This is a genomic window from Streptococcus pseudopneumoniae (assembly GCF_001072665.1).
In the GTDB taxonomy this organism is placed as follows: domain Bacteria; phylum Bacillota; class Bacilli; order Lactobacillales; family Streptococcaceae; genus Streptococcus; species Streptococcus pseudopneumoniae_S.
On sequence record NZ_JVJI01000008.1, the window covers coordinates 1 to 19854 of the forward strand.

At 34.9% G+C, this 19854-nt stretch carries 19 protein-coding genes, 1 tRNA gene and 1 pseudogene; 16 read left to right on the plus strand and 5 right to left on the minus strand.

What is annotated here, in order from left to right; translation table 11 throughout:
- Positions 1-113: 113 nt before the first annotated feature.
- The 5 genes from comE to rlmH all read right to left on the minus strand — a co-directional run bounded on the left by comE (position 114) and on the right by rlmH (position 3084).
- Positions 114-866 (minus strand): competence system response regulator transcription factor ComE, encoded by a 753-nt coding sequence (comE, locus tag ADH52_RS00505; RefSeq protein WP_000866073.1) that lies wholly within the window; start codon positions 864-866, stop codon positions 114-116.
- A complete protein-coding gene (gene comD, locus ADH52_RS00510; protein WP_049509396.1) occupies positions 863-2188 on the minus strand; it encodes a competence system sensor histidine kinase ComD in 1326 nt (441 codons plus the stop codon). The genes comE and comD overlap by 4 nt, the downstream gene beginning before the upstream one ends.
- A 12-nt stretch (positions 2189-2200) precedes the next feature.
- Positions 2201-2323: a competence-stimulating peptide ComC gene (comC, locus tag ADH52_RS00515; protein ID WP_020902306.1), complete on the minus strand. Its 123-nt coding sequence runs from the start codon at positions 2321-2323 to the stop codon at positions 2201-2203.
- Between the two features lie 164 nt (positions 2324-2487).
- Positions 2488-2561: transfer RNA gene (locus ADH52_RS00520), tRNA-Arg, on the minus strand.
- A gap of 43 nt (positions 2562-2604) precedes the next feature.
- Positions 2605-3084 (minus strand): 23S rRNA (pseudouridine(1915)-N(3))-methyltransferase RlmH, encoded by a 480-nt coding sequence (gene rlmH / locus ADH52_RS00525; RefSeq protein WP_004269820.1) that lies wholly within the window; start codon positions 3082-3084, stop codon positions 2605-2607.
- Between the two features lie 183 nt (positions 3085-3267).
- On the opposite strand from rlmH, the gene ADH52_RS00530 reads away from it, so the two are divergent.
- The 16 genes and pseudogenes from ADH52_RS00530 to ADH52_RS10735 all read left to right on the plus strand — a co-directional run.
- Positions 3268-4449, plus strand: a complete 1182-nt coding sequence (locus ADH52_RS00530) for a S1C family serine protease (RefSeq protein WP_049509400.1) — start codon at positions 3268-3270, stop codon at positions 4447-4449.
- Between the two features lie 57 nt (positions 4450-4506).
- Complete coding sequence (locus tag ADH52_RS00535) at positions 4507-5265, plus strand: ParB/RepB/Spo0J family partition protein (RefSeq protein WP_049509403.1); 759 nt, start codon at positions 4507-4509, stop codon at positions 5263-5265.
- A 212-nt stretch (positions 5266-5477) separates the two neighbouring features.
- Complete coding sequence (dnaA, locus tag ADH52_RS00540; protein ID WP_042751909.1) at positions 5478-6839, plus strand: chromosomal replication initiator protein DnaA; 1362 nt, start codon at positions 5478-5480, stop codon at positions 6837-6839.
- Between the two features lie 158 nt (positions 6840-6997).
- The gene (dnaN, locus tag ADH52_RS00545; protein WP_049486822.1) at positions 6998-8134 is read left to right on the plus strand and encodes a DNA polymerase III subunit beta; all 1137 of its coding nucleotides are present in this window, start codon (positions 6998-7000) and stop codon (positions 8132-8134) included.
- A gap of 64 nt (positions 8135-8198) precedes the next feature.
- Positions 8199-8393 (plus strand): DUF951 domain-containing protein, encoded by a 195-nt coding sequence (locus ADH52_RS00550; protein ID WP_049486821.1) that lies wholly within the window; start codon positions 8199-8201, stop codon positions 8391-8393.
- 84 nt (positions 8394-8477) lie between these two features.
- A complete protein-coding gene (gene ychF / locus ADH52_RS00555; RefSeq protein ID WP_001218713.1) occupies positions 8478-9593 on the plus strand; it encodes a redox-regulated ATPase YchF in 1116 nt (371 codons plus the stop codon).
- 72 nt (positions 9594-9665) lie between these two features.
- Positions 9666-10235 (plus strand): aminoacyl-tRNA hydrolase, encoded by a 570-nt coding sequence (pth, locus tag ADH52_RS00560; protein ID WP_049493193.1) that lies wholly within the window; start codon positions 9666-9668, stop codon positions 10233-10235.
- Positions 10236-13739: a transcription-repair coupling factor gene (mfd, locus tag ADH52_RS00565; protein WP_049509407.1), complete on the plus strand. Its 3504-nt coding sequence runs from the start codon at positions 10236-10238 to the stop codon at positions 13737-13739. It begins immediately after the preceding gene.
- Positions 13740-13796: 57 nt separating this feature from the next.
- The gene (locus tag ADH52_RS00570) at positions 13797-14063 is read left to right on the plus strand and encodes an RNA-binding S4 domain-containing protein (protein WP_001234978.1); all 267 of its coding nucleotides are present in this window, start codon (positions 13797-13799) and stop codon (positions 14061-14063) included.
- Complete coding sequence (locus ADH52_RS00575) at positions 14056-14424, plus strand: septum formation initiator family protein (RefSeq protein WP_000041905.1); 369 nt, start codon at positions 14056-14058, stop codon at positions 14422-14424. The genes ADH52_RS00570 and ADH52_RS00575 overlap by 8 nt, the downstream gene beginning before the upstream one ends.
- Before the next feature lie 4 nt (positions 14425-14428).
- Positions 14429-14551, plus strand: coding sequence for an SP_0009 family protein (locus ADH52_RS11725; protein ID WP_020902316.1), 123 nt, complete (start codon positions 14429-14431; stop codon positions 14549-14551).
- Positions 14544-15812 (plus strand): serine hydrolase, encoded by a 1269-nt coding sequence (locus ADH52_RS00585; protein WP_049509409.1) that lies wholly within the window; start codon positions 14544-14546, stop codon positions 15810-15812. The genes ADH52_RS11725 and ADH52_RS00585 overlap by 8 nt, the downstream gene beginning before the upstream one ends.
- Entirely contained in the window at positions 15809-17086 is a 1278-nt protein-coding gene (tilS, locus tag ADH52_RS00590; RefSeq protein ID WP_049509411.1) for a tRNA lysidine(34) synthetase TilS, read from the plus strand. The genes ADH52_RS00585 and tilS overlap by 4 nt, the downstream gene beginning before the upstream one ends.
- Positions 17087-17090: 4 nt before the next feature.
- Positions 17091-17633, plus strand: a complete 543-nt coding sequence (gene hpt / locus ADH52_RS00595; protein WP_000892178.1) for a hypoxanthine phosphoribosyltransferase — start codon at positions 17091-17093, stop codon at positions 17631-17633.
- 15 nt (positions 17634-17648) lie between these two features.
- Positions 17649-19607 (plus strand): ATP-dependent zinc metalloprotease FtsH, encoded by a 1959-nt coding sequence (gene ftsH / locus ADH52_RS00600; RefSeq protein WP_049509412.1) that lies wholly within the window; start codon positions 17649-17651, stop codon positions 19605-19607.
- A 120-nt stretch (positions 19608-19727) separates the two neighbouring features.
- A pseudogene (locus tag ADH52_RS10735) lies at positions 19728-19854 on the plus strand (sigma-70 family RNA polymerase sigma factor); the annotation flags it as partial.

A 19854-nucleotide genomic window follows, 5' to 3' on the forward strand; every position in this document is an offset into this window, starting at 1 on the left:
GGGATTCGAACCCGTGTTACCGCCGTGAAAAGGCGGTGTCTTAACCCCTTGACCAACGGACCTTCTATCTGTAGCAGATATAACCATTATATCAATTTCTTACTAATTGTCAATCACTTTTGAGATTTTTTCTCTAGAATATCTTTTAATTTTCTAATTTTTAATCTTGAAATAGGACAACGATGGTCTTCATAGAAAACAATTTCTAAGTTTTTTCGATCAATTTCTCTGATATTCCCTATATTTACCAAAAATGACTTGTGAGGAGAATAAAATCGCTGAGTATGTTTGTCCTTTTCCTGAATATCTGTCATGGTACCGTAAAACTCTTTTGCAAAATTTTTACCAATAATGCGCAATTTATGAGAAACTCCTGTCGTTTCAATATATAGAATGTCATGGTAAGGAATTTTTAAATCATTTCCCTTGTAATTGTAGTCAAAATAATCTACCACATCTTCATTTTCAAGTAACATACTCTTCGTGTAGAAGATATTTTGCTCAATTCTCTTCTTAAACAACTCATCATTGATATCCTTATCAACAAAATCTAAGGCTGATACCTGGTATTTATAGGTTAGAGTCGCAAACTCTGATCGACTGGTGATAAAGACGATAATAGCATAAGGATTGTGATGACGAATAAACTGAGCAACTTCAAACCCTTTTTTCTCAATTCCATGAATATCAATATCTAGAAAATAAAGCTGGTTTACTTCATCATTTTCGATATATTCCTTAAACTCACGGACTTTTCCTGTTGTCTTGTATGATATTGGAATATTCGATTCTTTCGAAATTTCATCCAATATTCTCTCTAGTCTCACTTGATGTTCAATAACATCTTCTAAAATTAAAACTTTCATTCAAATTCCCTCTTAAATCTAATGATTTGTCTAAATGTACTGCCTTCCATCTCTGTTTCTAAAATAATATTGTTATACTTATCCAGTAGTTCTTTCACATTATTTAATCCGACTCCACGATTTCTTCCCTTAGTGGAGAATCCTAAAGCAAATAGATCTCCTGAAGGAGTCATCGTCATTTTACATGAATTCTGAATCACAATAACTGTTTCAGTTTCCATCTTAATAACTGCTACTTCCATCTGCTTTTTATAACTATCAGCCGATCCTTCGACAGCATTGTTCAATAAAACGCTCATGATACGAACCAAATCCAATAGTTCAATTGGGAGCTTAGTAATCGTATCTTTTACTTCCAGTGTAAACTCTACACCATTATTTCGAGCATAAACAATTGACTGAGCAACCAAACTTCGTAAAGCTGAATCTTCTATGTTGTTCAAATCAAAGTAAGTATACTTATCTGAACGGAGTTTGTCATTAGCTTTAACCAAAACTTCATTGTAAACTCTGTCAATTTCCTGTAAATTACCACTGTCAATTGCCATCTGCATGCTGACAAGCATCCCAGCGTAGTCATGTCTAAACCCACGTATTTCATTATACAAAGCAACAATTTCATCTGTGTAGTTTTGTAAATGTTTCTGTTCAAATTTCTTCTGCTTCAAAGCAATCTCTTTCTCCATTTGTTCTTTATGAGAATTCATTGCAAAGAAAGTCAAAAGTAAAGAGATAAAGACAATAGATGATAAAATACTTCCAAAACTATTCAAATGTTTAATCGTACTTACCATATCTGAAATGAAAGATACAATATGTAGAAGTAGTAAAGCAAAAAAGACTTTTTTCAAGAAAGGATAGAGATAATCTTTGTCAAAATAGTTTAGTTCCAAATGGAAATAACGAATGATTGTTACGATAACGAGATAAGTCAACACCGTTACAACTAAAAAGAATAGGCCATAATATTGTAAAACAAAATTGTCTCCTGTTAGAGAGGAGAAAGTTACAGACAGAAAGGTATGAGTGCTCTCATATAAAAGAGATATTAGTAAACTTAGGAATAGTCCTCTATCCCTCTTATACTGTTTAATACATTTAAAATAGAAATATAGCATCAAAGGAAATAAAAATGTTCCAATCCCTAACCCCTCTAAGTATAGAAGATAAAAAGGAAGGTCAAGTACTGTTCCTACTAGTAATGTATAACCACCAAAAAAGCATAATTCCTTTGTTTTTATTTGCCTTTTACAAATTAAACGGTAACTTTGACTAATAATAAAAACATATAATATCAAATCTACTAATAAGAAAAAATCCATTATTCTACTCCCTTATCTTCTTTTGAAGAGATTAAGTAAACTATTAATTGTTTTTCTAGTTTCCCCACCTCGAATCTCCTGCAAGTCTTTTTCCTTCAAGGCTACAAACTGTTCCAATTTAACTGTGTTTTTCATAATAAAATCTCCTAAAGTGTTTTTTCCTGTAAGCTAACTTACAAAAACTATTATACAAAATGGAATTTCATTGTAGATAAAATTCTCTCAACTGTCATTTTTTTCTCCCCAAGTGTACTTTTTTAAGAAAAAAGCCGGGAAAATTCCCAGCTTTGCTACTATATTGATCCCAGCAGGATTCGAACCTGCGACCGTTCGCTTAGAAGGCGAATGCTCTATCCAGCTGAGCTATGAGACCTAATACAGCTATTCTACCAAAAATCCAATTGAAAGTCAATTTTCTATTTATGATAGGGTGATCCCTGCTGAATCGTAAAAGCCCGATAGATTTGTTCAACAAGGACTAGTCTCATTAACTGATGAGGCAAGGTTAAGCGACCAAAACTAACAGAAAGATTGGCTCTTTTTTTTACATCCTGTGCTAACCCCAGACTCCCTCCAATAATAAAGGTAAGAGTAGAAAATCCTTTTATAGAAGCTTCTTCTAGCTGCTTACTAAATTCTTCTGAGGAGAAAGTTCTCCCTTCGATAGCCAACGCAATAACAAAATCACGGTCACCAACTTTTGATAAAATTCTCTGACCTTCTATTTCTAAAATCTTTTGATTTTCTGACTCACTGGCCCTATCTGGTGTTTTTTCATCTGCTAGCTCAATCATTTCAAGCTTAGCAAATCGAGAAATTCGTTTTGAATACTCTGCGATACCATCTTTTAAATACTTTTCTTTCAGTTTCCCAACTGTTACAACTTTAATTTTCATGACTCTATTCTAACATATTCTCTATTTTTTCACATCTTATTCACAAAATAAAAGGTTAATTTTAGCCGAGAAAACCACAGATTTTTGAAAGTTATCCACAATCTGTGAAAAACTTTTATTTTTAAGTTATAATTAAGCTAGTCAGTTTATACTTTCATTAATTTAAAACATATGGAGGCAAATATGAAACATCTCAAAACATTTTACAAAAAATGGTTTCAATTATTAGTCGTTATCGTCATTAGCTTTATTAGTGGAGCCTTGGGGAGTTTTTCAATAAACCAACTAACTCAGAAAAGTACTGTAAGTAACTCCAACAACAATAGTACTATTACACAGACTGCCTATAAGAACGAAAATTCAACAACACAGGCTGTTAACAAAGTAAAAGACGCTGTTGTTTCTGTTATTACTTATTCAGCTAACAGACAAAATAGCGTATTTGGCAATGATGATACAGATACAGATTCTCAGCAAATCTCTAGTGAAGGATCTGGGGTTATTTATAAAAAGAATGACAAAGAAGCTTATATTGTCACCAACAATCACGTTATAAATGGTGCCAGCAAAGTAGATATTCGTTTGTCAGATGGAACTAAGGTACCTGGAGAAATCGTCGGAGCTGACACTTTCTCTGATATTGCTGTCGTCAAAATATCTTCAGAAAAAGTGACAACAGTAGCGGAATTTGGTGATTCTAGTCAGTTAACCGTAGGAGAAACTGCTATTGCTATCGGTAGCCCGTTAGGTTCTGAATATGCTAATACTGTCACTCAAGGTATCATATCTAGTCTCAATCGAAATGTATCTTTAAAATCTGAAGATGGACAAGCCATTTCTACAAAAGCTATCCAAACTGATACTGCTATTAACCCAGGTAACTCTGGTGGCCCACTAATCAATATTCAAGGACAGGTTATCGGAATTACCTCAAGTAAAATTGCCACAAATGGAGGAACATCTGTAGAAGGTCTTGGTTTTGCAATCCCTGCAAATGATGCTATCAATATTATTGAACAATTAGAAAAGAACGGTAAAGTGACTCGTCCAGCTTTGGGAATTCAAATGGTCAATCTCTCAAATATTAATACAAGTGATATTAGAAGACTGAATATTCCAACCAATGTAACATCTGGTGTAGTTGTTCGTTCGGTGCAAAGTAATATGCCTGCAAATGGTCACCTTGAAAAATACGATGTTATTACAAAAGTAGATGACAAAGACATTGCTTCATCAACAGACTTACAAAGCGCTCTTTACAATCATTCTATCGGAGACACCATTAAGATAACTTACTATCGTAACGGTAAAGAAGAAACTACATCTATTAAACTTGACAAGAGTTCAGGTGATTTAGAATCTTAATTGACATCTATGTAAAGAAAGCTTTACATAAGAGAAAAGATGTGTTAGTGTATAATCATGGAAAAATTTGAAATGATTTCTATCACAGATATACAAAAAAATCCCTATCAACCTCGAAAAGAATTTGATGGAGAAAAACTACATGAACTAGCACAGTCTATCAAAGAAAATGGGGTCATTCAACCGATTATTGTTCGTCAATCTCCTGTTATTGGTTATGAAATCCTTGCAGGAGAGAGACGCTATCGCGCTTCACTTTTAGCTGGTCTAACGTCTATCCCAGCTGTTGTTAAACAACTTTCAGACCAAGAGATGATGGTCCAGTCCATCATTGAAAATTTACAAAGAGAAAATTTAAATCCAATAGAAGAAGCACGCGCCTATGAATCTCTTGTAGAGAAAGGATTTACCCATGCTGAAATTGCAGATAAAATGGGCAAGTCTCGTCCATATATCAGCAACTCCATTCGTTTGCTTTCCTTACCAGAACAGATTATCTCAGAAGTAGAAAATGGCAAACTATCACAAGCTCATGCGCGTTCTCTAGTTGGGTTGAATAAGGAACAACAAGACTATTTCTTTCAACGAATTATAGAGGAAGACATTTCTGTAAGGAAGTTAGAAGCTCTTCTGACAGAGAAAAAACAAAAGAAACTTCAAAAAACGAATCATTTCATACAAAATGAAGAAGAACAGTTAAAAAAACTACTCGGATTAGATGTAGAAATCAAACTGTCTAAAAAAGATAGCGGAAAAATCATTATTGCTTTCTCAAATCAAGAAGAATACAGTAGAATTATCAACAGCCTGAAATAAGGCTGTTCTTTTATTTTTTTATCTCACAATGTTATCCACTCTTTTTTTTAATAAAAAGCTTAATAAATCAATAGTTTCTGATTTTATCCCCAACCTGTGGATAAAACTTGATAACATTGTGGATTAATTTTCACAGCTTGTGGAAAATTCTTGCTATCTATGGTAAAATAAGTCTAACATTAAACTTTTAAATAGTAAAGGAGGAGAATGGATTGAAAGAAAAACAATTTTGGAATCGTATATTAGAATTTGCTCAAGAAAGATTAACTCGATCCATGTATGATTTCTACGCTATTCAAGCTGAACTCATTAAGGTAGAGGAAAATGTTGCCACTATATTTTTACCACGATCTGAAATGGAAATGGTCTGGGAAAAACAACTAAAAGATATCATTGTAGTAGCTGGTTTTGAAATTTATGATGCTGAAATAACTCCCCACTATATTTTCACCAAGCCTCAAGATACGACTATTTCACAAGTTGAAGAAGCTACAAATTCAACTCTTTATGACTATAGTCCAAAGTTAGCATCTATTCCTTATTCGGATACTGGATTAAAAGAAAAGTATACCTTTGATAATTTTATCCAAGGAGATGGAAATGTTTGGGCAGTATCAGCCGCTTTGGCTGTCTCTGAAGATTTGGCCTTGACCTATAATCCTCTTTTTATCTATGGAGGACCTGGGCTTGGGAAGACTCACTTACTCAATGCCATTGGGAATGAGATTTTGAAAAATATTCCTGATGCGCGTGTGAAGTACATTCCTGCTGAAAGCTTTATCAACGACTTTCTTGAACACCTGAGACTTGGTGAAATGGAAAAGTTCAAAAAAACTTACCGTAGCCTTGATCTCTTGTTAATTGATGATATCCAATCACTGAGTGGAAAAAAAGTTGCAACTCAGGAAGAATTTTTCAATACTTTCAACGTTCTTCATAGCAATCAAAAACAAATTGTTCTGACTAGTGATCGTAGTCCTAAACACTTAGAGGGACTTGAAGAAAGACTTGTCACGCGCTTTAGCTGGGGCTTGACGCAAAACATCACACCACCTGACTTTGAGACACGTATTGCCATTTTACAAAGCAAAACAGAACATTTGGACTACAATTTCCAAAGTGATACCCTAGAATACCTAGCTGGCCAATTTGATTCAAACGTTAGAGAACTTGAAGGAGCAATTAACGACATCACTTTAATTGCCAGAGTGAAGAAGATTAAGGATATCACTATCGATATCGCTGCAGAGGCTATTAGAGCACGTAAACAAGATGTTAACCAAATGCTCGTCATCCCAATTGATAAAATCCAAAATGAAGTAGGGAACTTCTATGGTGTTAGTGTCAAAGAAATGAAGGGAAGCAGACGCCTTCAAAATATTGTTTTGGCCCGTCAAGTAGCCATGTATTTATCTAGAGAACTAACAGATAATAGTCTTCCAAAAATTGGGAAGGAATTTGGTGGAAAAGATCATACAACAGTCATTCACGCCCATGCAAAAATTAAATCTTTGATTGACGAAGACGATAATTTACGTTTAGAAATTGAATCAATCAAAAAGAAAATAAAATAACTTGTGGATAACTTTTGCTTTTTTATCTTTTTTATCCACATTTTTTAAACAAGCCAAAAAACTTGATATGACTTGTTTAAAGTCTGTTTTCCACAGATTTCACAGACTCTATTATTACTATTATCCTTCTAATACCAAAAATAAATAAAGGAGAATCCATGATTCATTTTTCAATTAATAAAAATTTATTTCTACAAGCCTTAAATACTACTAAGAGAGCTATAAGCTCTAAAAATGCCATTCCTATTTTATCAACCGTAAAAATTGATGTGACTAATGAAGGTGTTACTTTAATTGGTTCAAATGGTCAAATTTCAATTGAAAATTTTATTTCTCAAAAAAATGAAGATGCTGGTTTGTTAATTACTTCTTTAGGTTCGATCCTTCTTGAAGCTTCCTTCTTTATCAATGTGGTATCTAGTCTACCTGATGTGACTCTTGATTTTAAAGAAATTGAACAAAATCAAATTGTTTTAACCAGCGGCAAATCAGAAATTACCCTCAAAGGAAAAGATAGCGAACAATATCCACGAATCCAAGAAATTTCAGCAAGTACTCCTTTGGTTCTTGAAACAAAATTACTCAAGAAAATTATCAATGAAACAGCTTTTGCAGCAAGTACACAAGAAAGTCGTCCAATTTTGACAGGTGTTCATTTTGTATTGAGTCAACACAAGGAGCTAAAAACAGTTGCAACAGACTCTCATCGCCTAAGCCAGAAAAAATTAACGCTTGAGAAAAATAGTGATGATTTTGATGTTGTCATTCCTAGCCGTTCTCTACGCGAATTTTCAGCGGTATTTACAGATGATATTGAAACTGTCGAGATTTTCTTTGCCAATAATCAAATCCTCTTTAGAAGCGAAAATATTAGCTTCTACACTCGTCTCCTCGAAGGAAACTATCCTGATACAGATCGTTTGATTCCAACAGACTTTAACACTACTATTACTTTTGATGTGGTAAACTTACGCCAGTCAATGGAGCGTGCTCGTCTTTTATCAAGTGCGACTCAAAATGGTACTGTGAAACTTGAAATTAAAGATGGGGTTGTTAGCGCCCATGTTCATTCTCCAGAAGTTGGTAAAGTAAACGAAGAAATCGATACTGATCAGGTGACTGGTGAAGATTTGACCATTAGTTTCAACCCAACTTACTTGATTGATTCCCTCAAGGCTTTAAATAGCGAAAAGGTGACCATTAGCTTTATCTCAGCTGTTCGTCCATTTACTCTTGTGCCAGCTGATACTGAAGAGGACTTCATGCAACTTATCACCCCAGTTCGTACAAATTAAGTGAAAGAGGTTGAGCCTAGCTCGCCTCTTTTATGATATAATCAAAAAAGAAAAGGAGAGTAGTATGTATCAAGTTGGAAATTTTGTTGAGATGAAAAAACCACACGCTTGTACAATCAAGTCAACTGGTAAAAAAGCAAATCGTTGGGAAATTACACGTGTTGGAGCAGATATCAAAATCAAATGCAGTAATTGTGAACATATTGTTATGATGGGACGCTATGATTTTGATCGAAAAATGAATAAAATTATTGACTGAGAACCCTTAGTTAGAGGGTTAGCAAGTTTTCCCTTTTTGTGTTATAATATTAGGGATTGAAATGAAAACGGAGAATGAGAAAATATGGCTTTAACAGCAGGTATCGTTGGTTTGCCAAACGTTGGTAAATCAACACTATTTAATGCAATTACAAAAGCAGGAGCAGAGGCAGCAAACTACCCATTTGCGACGATTGATCCAAACGTTGGAATGGTAGAAGTTCCAGATGAACGCCTCCAAAAACTAACTGAAATGATTACTCCTAAAAAGACAGTTCCAACAACTTTTGAATTTACAGATATCGCAGGGATTGTAAAAGGAGCTTCAAAAGGAGAAGGGCTAGGGAATAAATTCTTGGCCAACATCCGTGAAGTAGATGCGATTGTTCACGTAGTTCGTGCTTTTGATGATGAAAATGTCATGCGCGAGCAAGGACGTGAAGATGCCTTTGTGGATCCACTTGCGGATATTGACACCATTAACCTAGAATTGATTCTTGCTGACTTAGAGTCAGTTAATAAGCGTTATGCGCGTGTAGAAAAGATGGCACGTACGCAAAAAGATAAAGAATCAGTAGCAGAGTTTAATGTTCTTCAAAAGATTAAACCAGTCCTTGAAGATGGAAAATCAGCACGTACCATTGAATTCACAGATGAGGAACAAAAGGTTGTCAAAGGTCTCTTCCTGTTGACAACTAAACCAGTGCTCTATGTTGCTAATGTGGACGAGGATGTGGTTTCAGAACCTGACTCTATCGACTATGTTAAACAAATTCGTGAATTCGCAGCAACAGAAAATGCTGAAGTAGTCGTTATTTCTGCGCGTGCTGAGGAGGAAATTTCTGAGTTAGACGAAGAAGACAAGCAAGAGTTTCTTGAAGCACTTGGTTTGACAGAATCAGGCGTTGACAAGTTGACTCGTGCAGCTTACCACTTACTTGGACTAGGAACTTACTTCACAGCTGGTGAAAAAGAAGTTCGCGCTTGGACCTTCAAACGTGGTATGAAGGCTCCTCAAGCAGCTGGGATTATCCACTCAGACTTTGAAAAAGGATTTATTCGTGCAGTAACCATGTCATATGAGGATCTAGTGAAATACGGATCTGAAAAGGCCGTAAAAGAAGCTGGACGTTTGCGTGAAGAAGGAAAAGAATATATCGTTCAAGATGGCGATATCATGGAATTCCGCTTTAATGTATAAGAAATTTAATAAATAGTGTCAATTAGGTTGGAAAAAAATTCCAACCCTTTTGGCTTTTGAAAGGAAAAATAAATGACCAAATTACTTGTAGGATTAGGAAATCCAGGGGATAAATATTTTGAAACAAAACACAATGTTGGTTTTATGTTGATTGACCAACTAGCGAAAAAACAGAATGTCACATTTACACACGATAAGATATTTCAAGCTGACCTAGCATCCTTTTTCCTAAATGGAGAAAAAATTTATCTGGTCAAACCAATGACATTTATGAATGAAAGTGGAAAAGCAGTCCATGCTTTATTGACTTATTATGGTTTGGATATTGAAGATTTACTCGTTATTTACGATGACCTTGACATGGAAGTTGGGAAAATTCGTTTAAGAGCAAAAGGTTCAGCAGGTGGTCATAATGGTATCAAGTCTATTATTCAACATATTGGAACCCAAACCTTTAATCGTGTTAAGATTGGAATCGGAAGACCTAAAAATGGCATGTCAGTTGTTAACCATGTTTTGAGTAAGTTTGACAAGGATGATTATATCGGCATTTTACAGTCTATTGACAAAGTTGACGATGCTGTAAACTATTATTTACAAGAGAAAAACTTTGAGAAAACAATGCAGAGGTATAACGGATAAATGGTGACCTTATTAGATTTATTCTCAGAAAATAATCAGATTAAAAAATGGCATCAAAATCTGACAGATAAGAAAAGACAACTAATACTTGGTTTATCAACGTCTACTAAGGCTCTTGCAATTGCAAGTAGTCTAGAAAAAGAAGATAAGATTGTGTTGTTGACGTCAACTTATGGAGAAGCAGAAGGACTTGTTAGTGATCTTATCTCTATCTTGGATGAGGAACTTGTCTATCCATTTTTGGTAGATGACTCCCCTATGGTCGAGTTTTTGATGTCTTCACAAGAAAAAATCATTTCACGGGTTGAAGCCTTGCGTTTTTTGACTGATTCATCTAAGAAAGGGATTTTAGTTTGTAATATCGCAGCAAGCCGATTGATTTTACCGTCTCCCAATGTATTCAAAGATAGTATTATAAAAATCTCAGTTGGTGAAGAATATGACCAACATGCACTTATCCATCAGTTAAAAGAGGTAGGCTATCGAAAAGTTACTCAAGTACAAACTCAGGGCGAATTTAGTCTGCGAGGAGATATTTTAGATATTTTTGAAATATCTCAGTTAGAACCTTGCCGAATTGAGTTTTTTGGTGATGAAGTCGATGGTATTAGGTCATTTGAAGTCGAAACACAATTATCGAAAGAAAATCAGACAGAACTCACCATCTTTCCAGCTAGTGATATGCTTTTGAGAGAAAAGGATTATCAACGAGGTCAGTCAGCTTTAGAAAAACAAATTTCAAAGACCTTATCACCTATTTTAAAATCATACTTAGAAGAAATTCTTTCAAGTTTTCATCAAAAACAAATTCATTTAGATTCTAGAAAGTTTTTATCTTTGTGTTATGACAAGACATGGACTGTTTTTGACTATATTGAAAAAGATACCCCAGTATTCTTTGATGATTATCAGAAATTAATGAATCAGTATGAAGTCTTTGAAAGAGAATTAGCACAATACTTTACAGAAGAATTACAGAACAGTAAAGCATTTTCTGAGATGCAGTATTTTGCTGATACAGAGCAAATCTATAAAAAACAGAGTCCGGTTACCTTTTTCTCTAATATGCAAAAGGGGTTAGGAAATCTCAAGTTTGACCAAATTTATCAATTTAATCAATATCCTATGCAGGAGTTTTTCAATCAATTTTCTTTTCTAAAAGAAGAAATTGAGCGATACAAAAAAATGGATTATACTATTATCCTGCAGTCTAGCAATTCAATGGGAAGTAAAACATTGGAGGATGTTTTAGAGGAATACCAGATTAAATTGGATTCCAGAGATAAGTCAAGTATTTGTAAAGAATCTGTAAACTTAATCGAGGGTAATCTCAGACATGGCTTTCATTTTGTAGATGAAAAAATTCTATTGATTACAGAGCATGAAATTTTTCAAAAGAAATTGAAACGTCGTTTTCGAAGACAACATGTTTCAAACGCAGAGAGATTGAAAGATTACAATGAACTTGAAAAAGGGGATTACGTTGTCCATCATATCCATGGAATTGGTCAGTATTTAGGAATTGAAACCATTGAAATCAAAGGGATACACCGCGATTATGTCAGTGTGCAGTATCAAAATGGGGATCAAATCTCCATACCCGTGGAACAGATTCATCTACTTTCCAAATACGTTTCAAGTGACGGTAAAGCACCTAAACTCAATAAATTAAATGATGGTCATTTCAAAAAAGCCAAGCAAAAAGTTAAGAACCAGGTAGAGGATATAGCTGACGATTTAATCAAACTTTATTCTGAACGCAGCCAGTTGAAGGGTTTTGCTTTCTCAGCTGATGATGAGGATCAACACGCTTTTGATGATGCCTTCCCTTATGTTGAAACGGATGATCAACTTCGTAGTGTTGAGGAAATCAAGAGAGATATGCAGGCTTCTCAACCAATGGATCGACTTTTAGTTGGGGATGTTGGTTTTGGAAAGACTGAAGTTGCTATGCGTGCAGCCTTTAAGGCAGTCAATGATCACAAACAGGTTGTCGTTCTAGTTCCGACGACGGTTTTAGCGCAACAGCACTATACGAATTTTAAGGAACGATTCCAAAATTTTGCAGTTAATATTGATGTATTGAGTCGCTTTAGAAGTAAAAAAGAGCAGACTGAAACACTTGAAAAATTGAAAAAGGGTCAAGTTGATATTTTGATTGGAACACATCGTATTTTGTCAAAAGATGTTGTATTTGCTGATTTGGGCTTGATGATTATTGATGAGGAACAGCGATTTGGTGTCAAGCATAAGGAAACCTTGAAAGAACTGAAAAAACAAGTAGATGTCCTGACCTTGACAGCAACGCCAATTCCTCGTACCCTTCACATGTCTATGCTGGGAATCAGAGATTTGTCTGTTATTGAAACTCCGCCGACTAATCGTTATCCAGTGCAAACCTATGTTTTAGAAAAGAATGATAGTGTGATTCGTGATGCTGTCTTGCGTGAAATGGAGCGTGGAGGTCAAGTTTACTATCTTTACAATAAAGTTGACACGATTGATCAGAAGGTTTCCGAATTACAGGACTTGATTCCAGAGGCTTCGATTGGGTATGTTCATGGGCAAATGAGTGAGATTCAGTTAGAAAATACTCTACTGGATTTCATTGAAGGTCAGTATGATATTTTAGTGACGACTACCATTATTGAGACAGGGGTGGACATTCCAAATGCCAATACTTTATTTATTGAAAATGCGGACCATATGGGCTTGTCGACCTTGTATCAGTTAAGAGGAAGAGTCGGTCGTAGTAATCGTATTGCTTATGCCTATCTCATGTATCGCCCAGAAAAATCAATCAGTGAAGTCTCTGAAAAGAGATTAGAAGCGATCAAAGGATTTACAGAATTGGGTTCTGGATTTAAGATTGCAATGCGAGATCTTTCGATTCGTGGAGCAGGAAATCTCTTAGGCAAATCCCAGTCTGGTTTCATTGATTCTGTTGGTTTTGAATTGTATTCGCAGTTATTGGAGGAAGCTATTGCTAAACGACATGGTAATGGGAACACAAGGACCAAAGGGAATGCCGAATTAATTTTGCAAATTGATGCCTATCTTCCTGATACTTATATATCTGACCAACGACATAAGATTGAAATTTACAAGAAAATTCGTCAAATTGACAACCGTGTCAATTATGAAGAGTTACAAGAAGAGTTGATGGACCGCTTTGGAGAATACCCAGATGTTGTTGCCTATCTTTTAGAGATTGGTTTGGTTAAGTCTTATCTTGATAAGGTATTTGTTCAACGTGTGGAAAGAAAAGAGAATAAGATTACAGTTCAATTTGAAAAAGTCACTCAACGACTGTTTTTAGCTCAAGATTATTTTAAAGCTTTATCTGCAACAAACCTAAAAGCAGCTATAGCTGAGAATAAGGGATTAATGGAAGTTGTATTTGATGTTCGAAACAAGAAGGACTATGAAATTTTAGAAGGTCTGCTCATTTTTGGAGAAAGTTTATTAGAGATAAAAGAGTCAAAAGAAGGCAATTCTCTTTAACATTTTTCTTCTATAAAATGGAGAAAAATGGTACAATAATAATTTGAGGTAATAAAAATGAGATTAGACAAATATTTAAAAGTATCAAGAATTATCAAGCGTCGTACAGTCGCAAAAGAAGTAGCGGATAAAGGCAGAATCAAGGTAAATGGAATCTTGGCAAAAAGTTCAACGGATTTGAAAGTTAATGACCAAGTTGAAATTCGCTTTGGCAATAAGTTGCTACTTGTAAAAGTACTGGAGATGAAAGATAGTACAAAAAAAGAAGATGCAGCAGGCATGTATGAAATTATCAGTGAAACACGGGTAGAAGAAAATGTCTAAAAATATCGTACAATTGAATAATTCTTTTATTCAAAATGAACATCAACGTCGTCGCTATCTGATGAAGGAACGACAAAAACGTAATCGTTTCATGGGTTGGGTTCTGATTTTGATGATTTTATTGTTCATTTTACCAACTTATAATCTTGCTCAAAGTTATCACCAATTACTCCAAAGACGTCAACAGTTATCAGACTTGCAAACTCAGTATCAAACCTTGAGTGAGGAAAAGGAGAAAGAGACAGCTTTTGCTACAAAGTTGAAAGATGAAGATTACGCTGCTAAATACATGCGTGCAAAATATTATTATTCTAAGAATCGGGAAGCTGTTTATACGATTCCTGACTTGCTTCCAAGGTGATGAAATGGAAAATTTATTAGACGTAATTGAGCAATTTTTGAGTCTATCGGATGAAAAACTAGAAGAGTTGTCTGATAAAAATCAACTATTGCGTTTACAAGAAGAAAAGGAAAGGAAGAATGCGTAAATTCTTAATTATTTTGTTGCTACCAAGTTTTTTGACTATTTCAAAAGTCGTTAGCACAGAAAAAGAAGTTGTATATACTTCGAAAGAAATTTATTACCTTTCACAATCTGACTTTGGTATTTATTTTAGAGAAAAATTAAGTTCTCCCATGGTTTATGGAGAGGTTCCTGTTTATGCGAATGAAGATTTAGTAGTGGAATCTGGAAAATTGACTCCCCAAACAAGTTTTCAAATAACCGAGTGGCGTTTAAATAAACAAGGAATTCCAGTATTTAAGTTATCCAATCATCAATTTATTGCTGCAGACAAACGATTTTTATATGATCAGTCAGAGGTAACTCCAACAATAAAAAAAGTATGGTTAGAATCTGATTTTAAACTGTATAACAGTCCTTATGATTTAAAAGAAGTGAAATCATCCTTATCAGCTTATTCGCAAGTTTCAATTGATAAGACCATGTTTGTAGAAGGGAAAGAATTTCTACATATTGATCAAGTTGGATGGGTAGATAAGGAATTAACTTCTGAAGAAGATAATCGGATGAATAAAGTGCAAGAAATATTATCTGAAAAATATCAGAAAGCTTCTTTCTCTATTTATGTTAAGCAACTGACTACTGGAAAAGAAGCTGGTATCAATCAAGATGAAAAGATGTATGCAGCTAGCATTTTAAAATTACCTTATCTCTACTATACGCAAGAAAAAATAAATGAGGGTCTTTATCAGTTAGACACGACTGTAAAATACGTATCAGCAGTCAATGATTTTCCAGGTTCTTATAAACCAGAGGGAAGTGGTAGTCTCCCTAAAAAAGAGGATAATAAAGAGTATTCTATAAAGGACTTAATCACAAAAGTATCTAAAGAATCGGATAATGTAGCTCATAATCTATTGGGATATTACATTTCAAATCAATCTGATGCTATATTCAAATCCAAGACGTCTGCTATTATGGGAGATGATTGGGATCCAAAAGAAAAATTGATTTCTTCTAAAATGGCTGGGAAAGTCATGGAAGCTATTTATAACCAAAATGGATTTGTATTGGATTCTTTGACTAAAACAGATTTTGATAATGAGAGAATTGCCAAAGGTGTTTCTGTTAAAGTAGCTCATAAAATTGGAGATGCGGATGAATTTAAGCATGATACAGGTGTTGTCTATGCAGATTCTCCATTTATTCTTTCTATTTTCACTAAAAATTCTGATTATGATACGATTTCTAAGATAGCCAAGGATGTTTATGAGGTTCTAAAATGAGGGAACAAGATTTTTTAAATCATTTTCTCAAGAAGGGATATTTCAAAAAGCATACTAAGGTGGTGCTAGCTCTTTCTGGTGGATTAGATTCTATGTTTCTATTTAAGGTATTATCTACGTATCAAAAAGAGTTAGAAATTGAATTGATTCTAGCTCATGTTAATCATAAGCAGAGAGTAGAATCAGATTGGGAAGAACAGGAATTAAGGAAGTTGGCTGCTGAAGCAGAGCTTCCTATTTATATCAGCAATTTTTCAGGAGAATTTTCTGAAGCGCGTGCTCGAAATTTTCGTTATGATTTTTTTCAAGAGGTTATGAAAAAGACAGGTGCGACAGCTTTAGTCACTGCTCACCATGCTGATGACCAGGTGGAAACGATTTTGATGCGTTTGATTCGAGGCACTCGTTTGCGCTATCTATCAGGAATTAAGGAAAAGCAAGTAGTCGGAGAGATAGAAATCATTCGGCCCTTCTTGCATTTTCAGAAAAAAGACTTTCCACCAATTTTCCACTTTGAAGATATATCAAATCAGGAAAATCATTATTTTCGCAATCGTATTCGAAATTCTTATTTACCAGAATTAGAAAAAGAAAATCCTCGATTTAGATATGCAATCTTAAGCATCGGCAATGAAATTTTAGATTATGACTTAGCTATAGCTGAATTATCAAAGAATATTGATGTAGAGAATTTAGATCAGCTATTGTCTTACTCTGAGTCGACACAAAGAGTTTTACTTCAAACTTATCTGAATCGTTTTCCAGATTTGAATCTTACAAAAGCTCAGTTTGAAGAAGTTCGGCAGATTTTAAAAACTAAAAGCCAGTATCGTCATCCGCTAAAAAATGGTTATGAATTGATAAAAGAGTACCAATGGTTTAAGATTTGTAAAATCAGTCCTCAGGCTGATGAAAAGGAAGATGGACTTGTGTTACACTATCAAAATCAGGTATCTTATCAAGGATATAAATTTTCCTTTGGACTTCCTTTAGAAGGTGAATCAATTCAACAAATACTTGTTTCACGGGAAACATCAATACATATTCGTCATCGAAAAACAGGAGATGTTTTGATTCTAAATGGGCATAGAAAAAAACTCAGACGTCTATTTATTGATTTGAAAATCCCTATGGAAAAGCGAAAATCTGCTCTGATTATTGAGCAATTTGGTGAAATTGTCTCAATTTTGGGAATTACGACCAGTAATTTGAGTAAAAACACGAAAAATGATATAATGAACACTGTACTTTATATAGAAAAAATAGATAGGTAAAAAAATGTTAGAAAACGATATTAAAAAAATCCTCGTTTCACACGATGAAATTACAGAAGCTGCTAAAAAATTAGGTGCTCAATTAACTAAGGACTATGCAGGAAAAAATCCAATCTTAGTTGGGATTTTAAAAGGATCTATTCCTTTTATGGCTGAATTGGTTAAACATATCGACACACATATTGAAATGGACTTCATGATGGTTTCTAGTTACCATGGTGGAACAGCAAGTAGTGGTGTCATCAATATCAAGCAAGATGTAACTCAAGACATCAAAGGAAGACATGTTCTGTTTGTAGAAGATATCATTGATACGGGTCAAACTTTGAAGAGTTTGCGAGATATGTTTAAAGCAAGAGAAGCAGCTTCTGTTAAAATTGCAACCTTGTTGGATAAACCAGAAGGACGTGTTGTAGAAATTGAGGCAGACTATACCTGCTTTACTATCCCAAATGAGTTTGTAGTAGGTTATGGTTTAGACTACAAAGAAAATTATCGTAACCTTCCTTATGTTGGAGTATTGAAAGAAGAAGTATATTCAAATTAGAAAGAACAATTTTTAATGAAAAAACAAAATAATGGTTTAATTAAAAATCCTTTTCTATGGTTATTACTTATTTTTTTCCTAGTTACAGGTTACCAGTATTTTAGTACAGGTAGTGTTGCAGGGAAAAGTGAGCAAATTAATTATACAGAACTGGTAAAAGAAATTACCGATGACAATGTAAAAGAATTGACTTACCAGCCAAATGGTAGTGTTATCGAAGTTTCAGGTGTTTATAAAAATCCTAAAACAAGTAAAGAAGAAACAGGCATTCAGTTCTTTTCTCCTTCTGCTACAACAGTAGAGAAATTTTCAAGCATCATTCTTCCTTCAGATACTACAGTATCAGAATTACAAAAGCTTGCTTCTGACCATAAAGCGGAAGTAACTGTTAAGCATGAAAGTTCAAGTGGTATGTGGATTAATATTCTTGTATCCATTGTGCCATTCGGTATTCTTTTCTTCTTCCTATTTTCTATGATGGGAAATATGGGAGGAAATAATAGCCGTAACCCAATGAGTTTTGGACGTAGTAAGGCTAAAGCTGCAAATAAAGAAGATATTAAAGTAAGATTTTCAGATGTTGCTGGAGCTGAGGAAGAAAAACAAGAACTAGTTGAAGTTGTTGAATTCTTAAAAGATCCAAAACGATTTACAAAACTTGGAGCCCGTATTCCAGCAGGTGTCCTTCTAGAGGGACCTCCGGGAACAGGTAAGACTTTGCTTGCTAAAGCAGTCGCCGGAGAAGCAGGTGTTCCATTCTTTAGTATTTCAGGTTCTGACTTTGTAGAAATGTTTGTCGGGGTTGGAGCTAGTCGTGTTCGTTCTCTTTTTGAAGATGCCAAAAAAGCAGCACCAGCTATCATCTTTATCGATGAAATTGATGCTGTTGGACGTCAACGTGGAGTTGGTCTTGGCGGAGGAAATGACGAACGTGAACAAACCTTGAACCAACTCTTGATTGAGATGGATGGTTTTGAGGGAAATGAAGGAATTATCGTCATCGCTGCGACAAACCGTTCAGATGTACTAGATCCTGCCCTTTTGCGTCCAGGACGTTTTGATAGAAAAGTATTGGTTGGCCGTCCTGATGTTAAAGGTCGTGAAGCAATCTTGAAAGTTCACGCTAAGAACAAGCCTTTAGCAGAAGATGTAGATTTGAAATTAGTGGCCCAACAAACCCCAGGTTTTGTTGGAGCAGATTTAGAGAATGTCTTGAATGAAGCGGCTCTAGTTGCTGCTCGTCGCAATAAATCGATAATTGATGCTTCAGATATTGATGAAGCAGAAGACAGAGTTATTGCTGGTCCTTCTAAGAAAGATAAGACAGTTTCACAAAAAGAACGTGAATTAGTTGCTTACCATGAGGCAGGACATACCATTGTAGGTCTAGTCTTGTCGAATGCCCGTGTTGTCCATAAGGTTACAATTGTACCACGTGGCCGTGCAGGTGGTTATATGATTGCACTTCCTAAGGAAGACCAAATGCTTCTTTCCAAAGAAGATATGAAAGAGCAATTGGCTGGTTTAATGGGTGGCCGTGTAGCTGAAGAAATTATCTTTAATGTCCAAACCACAGGAGCTTCAAACGACTTTGAACAAGCGACACAAATGGCGCGTGCAATGGTTACAGAGTACGGTATGAGTGAAAAACTTGGCCCAGTACAATATGAAGGAAACCATGCTATGTTTGGTGCACAGAGTCCTCAAAAATCAATTTCAGAACAAACAGCTTATGAAATTGATGAAGAGGTTCGTTCATTATTGAATGAAGCACGAAATAAAGCTGCTGAAATTATTCAGTCAAATCGTGAAGCTCACAAGTTGATTGCAGAAGCATTATTGAAATACGAAACATTGGATAGTACACAAATTAAATCTCTTTACGAAACAGGAAAGATGCCTGAAACAGTTGAAGAGGAATCTCATGCATTATCTTATGATGAAGTAAAGTCAAAAATGAATGATGAAAAATAACCCAAAGAGAGGCTTGCCCTCTCTTTTTTGTGCAGTTGAGGCAGTGTAGAGAACAGAATGGGGGAAATGTGCCAAAAGTGTTTCTGAATCTGTTAGACTGTATCTAGAAAGGGGGACGTTATGTTTAAAGAATTATATGAAGAAGTCCAAGGGATTGTATATAAGTGTAGAAATGAATATTACCTTCATTTATGGGAGTTATCGGATTGGGACCAAGAGGGAATGATTTGCTTACATGAACTGATCA

What these genes read in the sequence shown, in the direction of transcription:
- ychF (WP_001218713.1), top strand. Translation starts at nt 8,478, where the DNA reads ATGGCTTTAACAGCAGGTATCGTTGGTTTGCCAAACGTTGGTAAATCA.
- pth (WP_049493193.1), top strand. Translation starts at nt 9,666, where the DNA reads ATGACCAAATTACTTGTAGGATTAGGAAATCCAGGGGATAAATATTTT.
- ADH52_RS00570 (WP_001234978.1), top strand. Translation starts at nt 13,797, where the DNA reads ATGAGATTAGACAAATATTTAAAAGTATCAAGAATTATCAAGCGTCGT.
- ADH52_RS11725 (WP_020902316.1), top strand. Translation starts at nt 14,429, where the DNA reads ATGGAAAATTTATTAGACGTAATTGAGCAATTTTTGAGTCTATCGGAT.
- comC (WP_020902306.1), bottom strand. Translation starts at nt 2,323, where the DNA reads ATGAAAAACACAGTTAAATTGGAACAGTTTGTAGCCTTGAAGGAAAAA.
- dnaN (WP_049486822.1), top strand. Translation starts at nt 6,998, where the DNA reads ATGATTCATTTTTCAATTAATAAAAATTTATTTCTACAAGCCTTAAAT.
- mfd (WP_049509407.1), top strand. Translation starts at nt 10,236, where the DNA reads ATGGTGACCTTATTAGATTTATTCTCAGAAAATAATCAGATTAAAAAA.
- comD (WP_049509396.1), bottom strand. Translation starts at nt 2,188, where the DNA reads ATGGATTTTTTCTTATTAGTAGATTTGATATTATATGTTTTTATTATT.
- ftsH (WP_049509412.1), top strand. Translation starts at nt 17,649, where the DNA reads ATGAAAAAACAAAATAATGGTTTAATTAAAAATCCTTTTCTATGGTTA.
- ADH52_RS00575 (WP_000041905.1), top strand. Translation starts at nt 14,056, where the DNA reads ATGTCTAAAAATATCGTACAATTGAATAATTCTTTTATTCAAAATGAA.
- hpt (WP_000892178.1), top strand. Translation starts at nt 17,091, where the DNA reads ATGTTAGAAAACGATATTAAAAAAATCCTCGTTTCACACGATGAAATT.
- ADH52_RS00530 (WP_049509400.1), top strand. Translation starts at nt 3,268, where the DNA reads ATGAAACATCTCAAAACATTTTACAAAAAATGGTTTCAATTATTAGTC.
- tilS (WP_049509411.1), top strand. Translation starts at nt 15,809, where the DNA reads ATGAGGGAACAAGATTTTTTAAATCATTTTCTCAAGAAGGGATATTTC.
- comE (WP_000866073.1), bottom strand. Translation starts at nt 866, where the DNA reads ATGAAAGTTTTAATTTTAGAAGATGTTATTGAACATCAAGTGAGACTA.
- ADH52_RS00535 (WP_049509403.1), top strand. Translation starts at nt 4,507, where the DNA reads ATGGAAAAATTTGAAATGATTTCTATCACAGATATACAAAAAAATCCC.
- rlmH (WP_004269820.1), bottom strand. Translation starts at nt 3,084, where the DNA reads ATGAAAATTAAAGTTGTAACAGTTGGGAAACTGAAAGAAAAGTATTTA.
- ADH52_RS00550 (WP_049486821.1), top strand. Translation starts at nt 8,199, where the DNA reads ATGTATCAAGTTGGAAATTTTGTTGAGATGAAAAAACCACACGCTTGT.
- ADH52_RS00585 (WP_049509409.1), top strand. Translation starts at nt 14,544, where the DNA reads ATGCGTAAATTCTTAATTATTTTGTTGCTACCAAGTTTTTTGACTATT.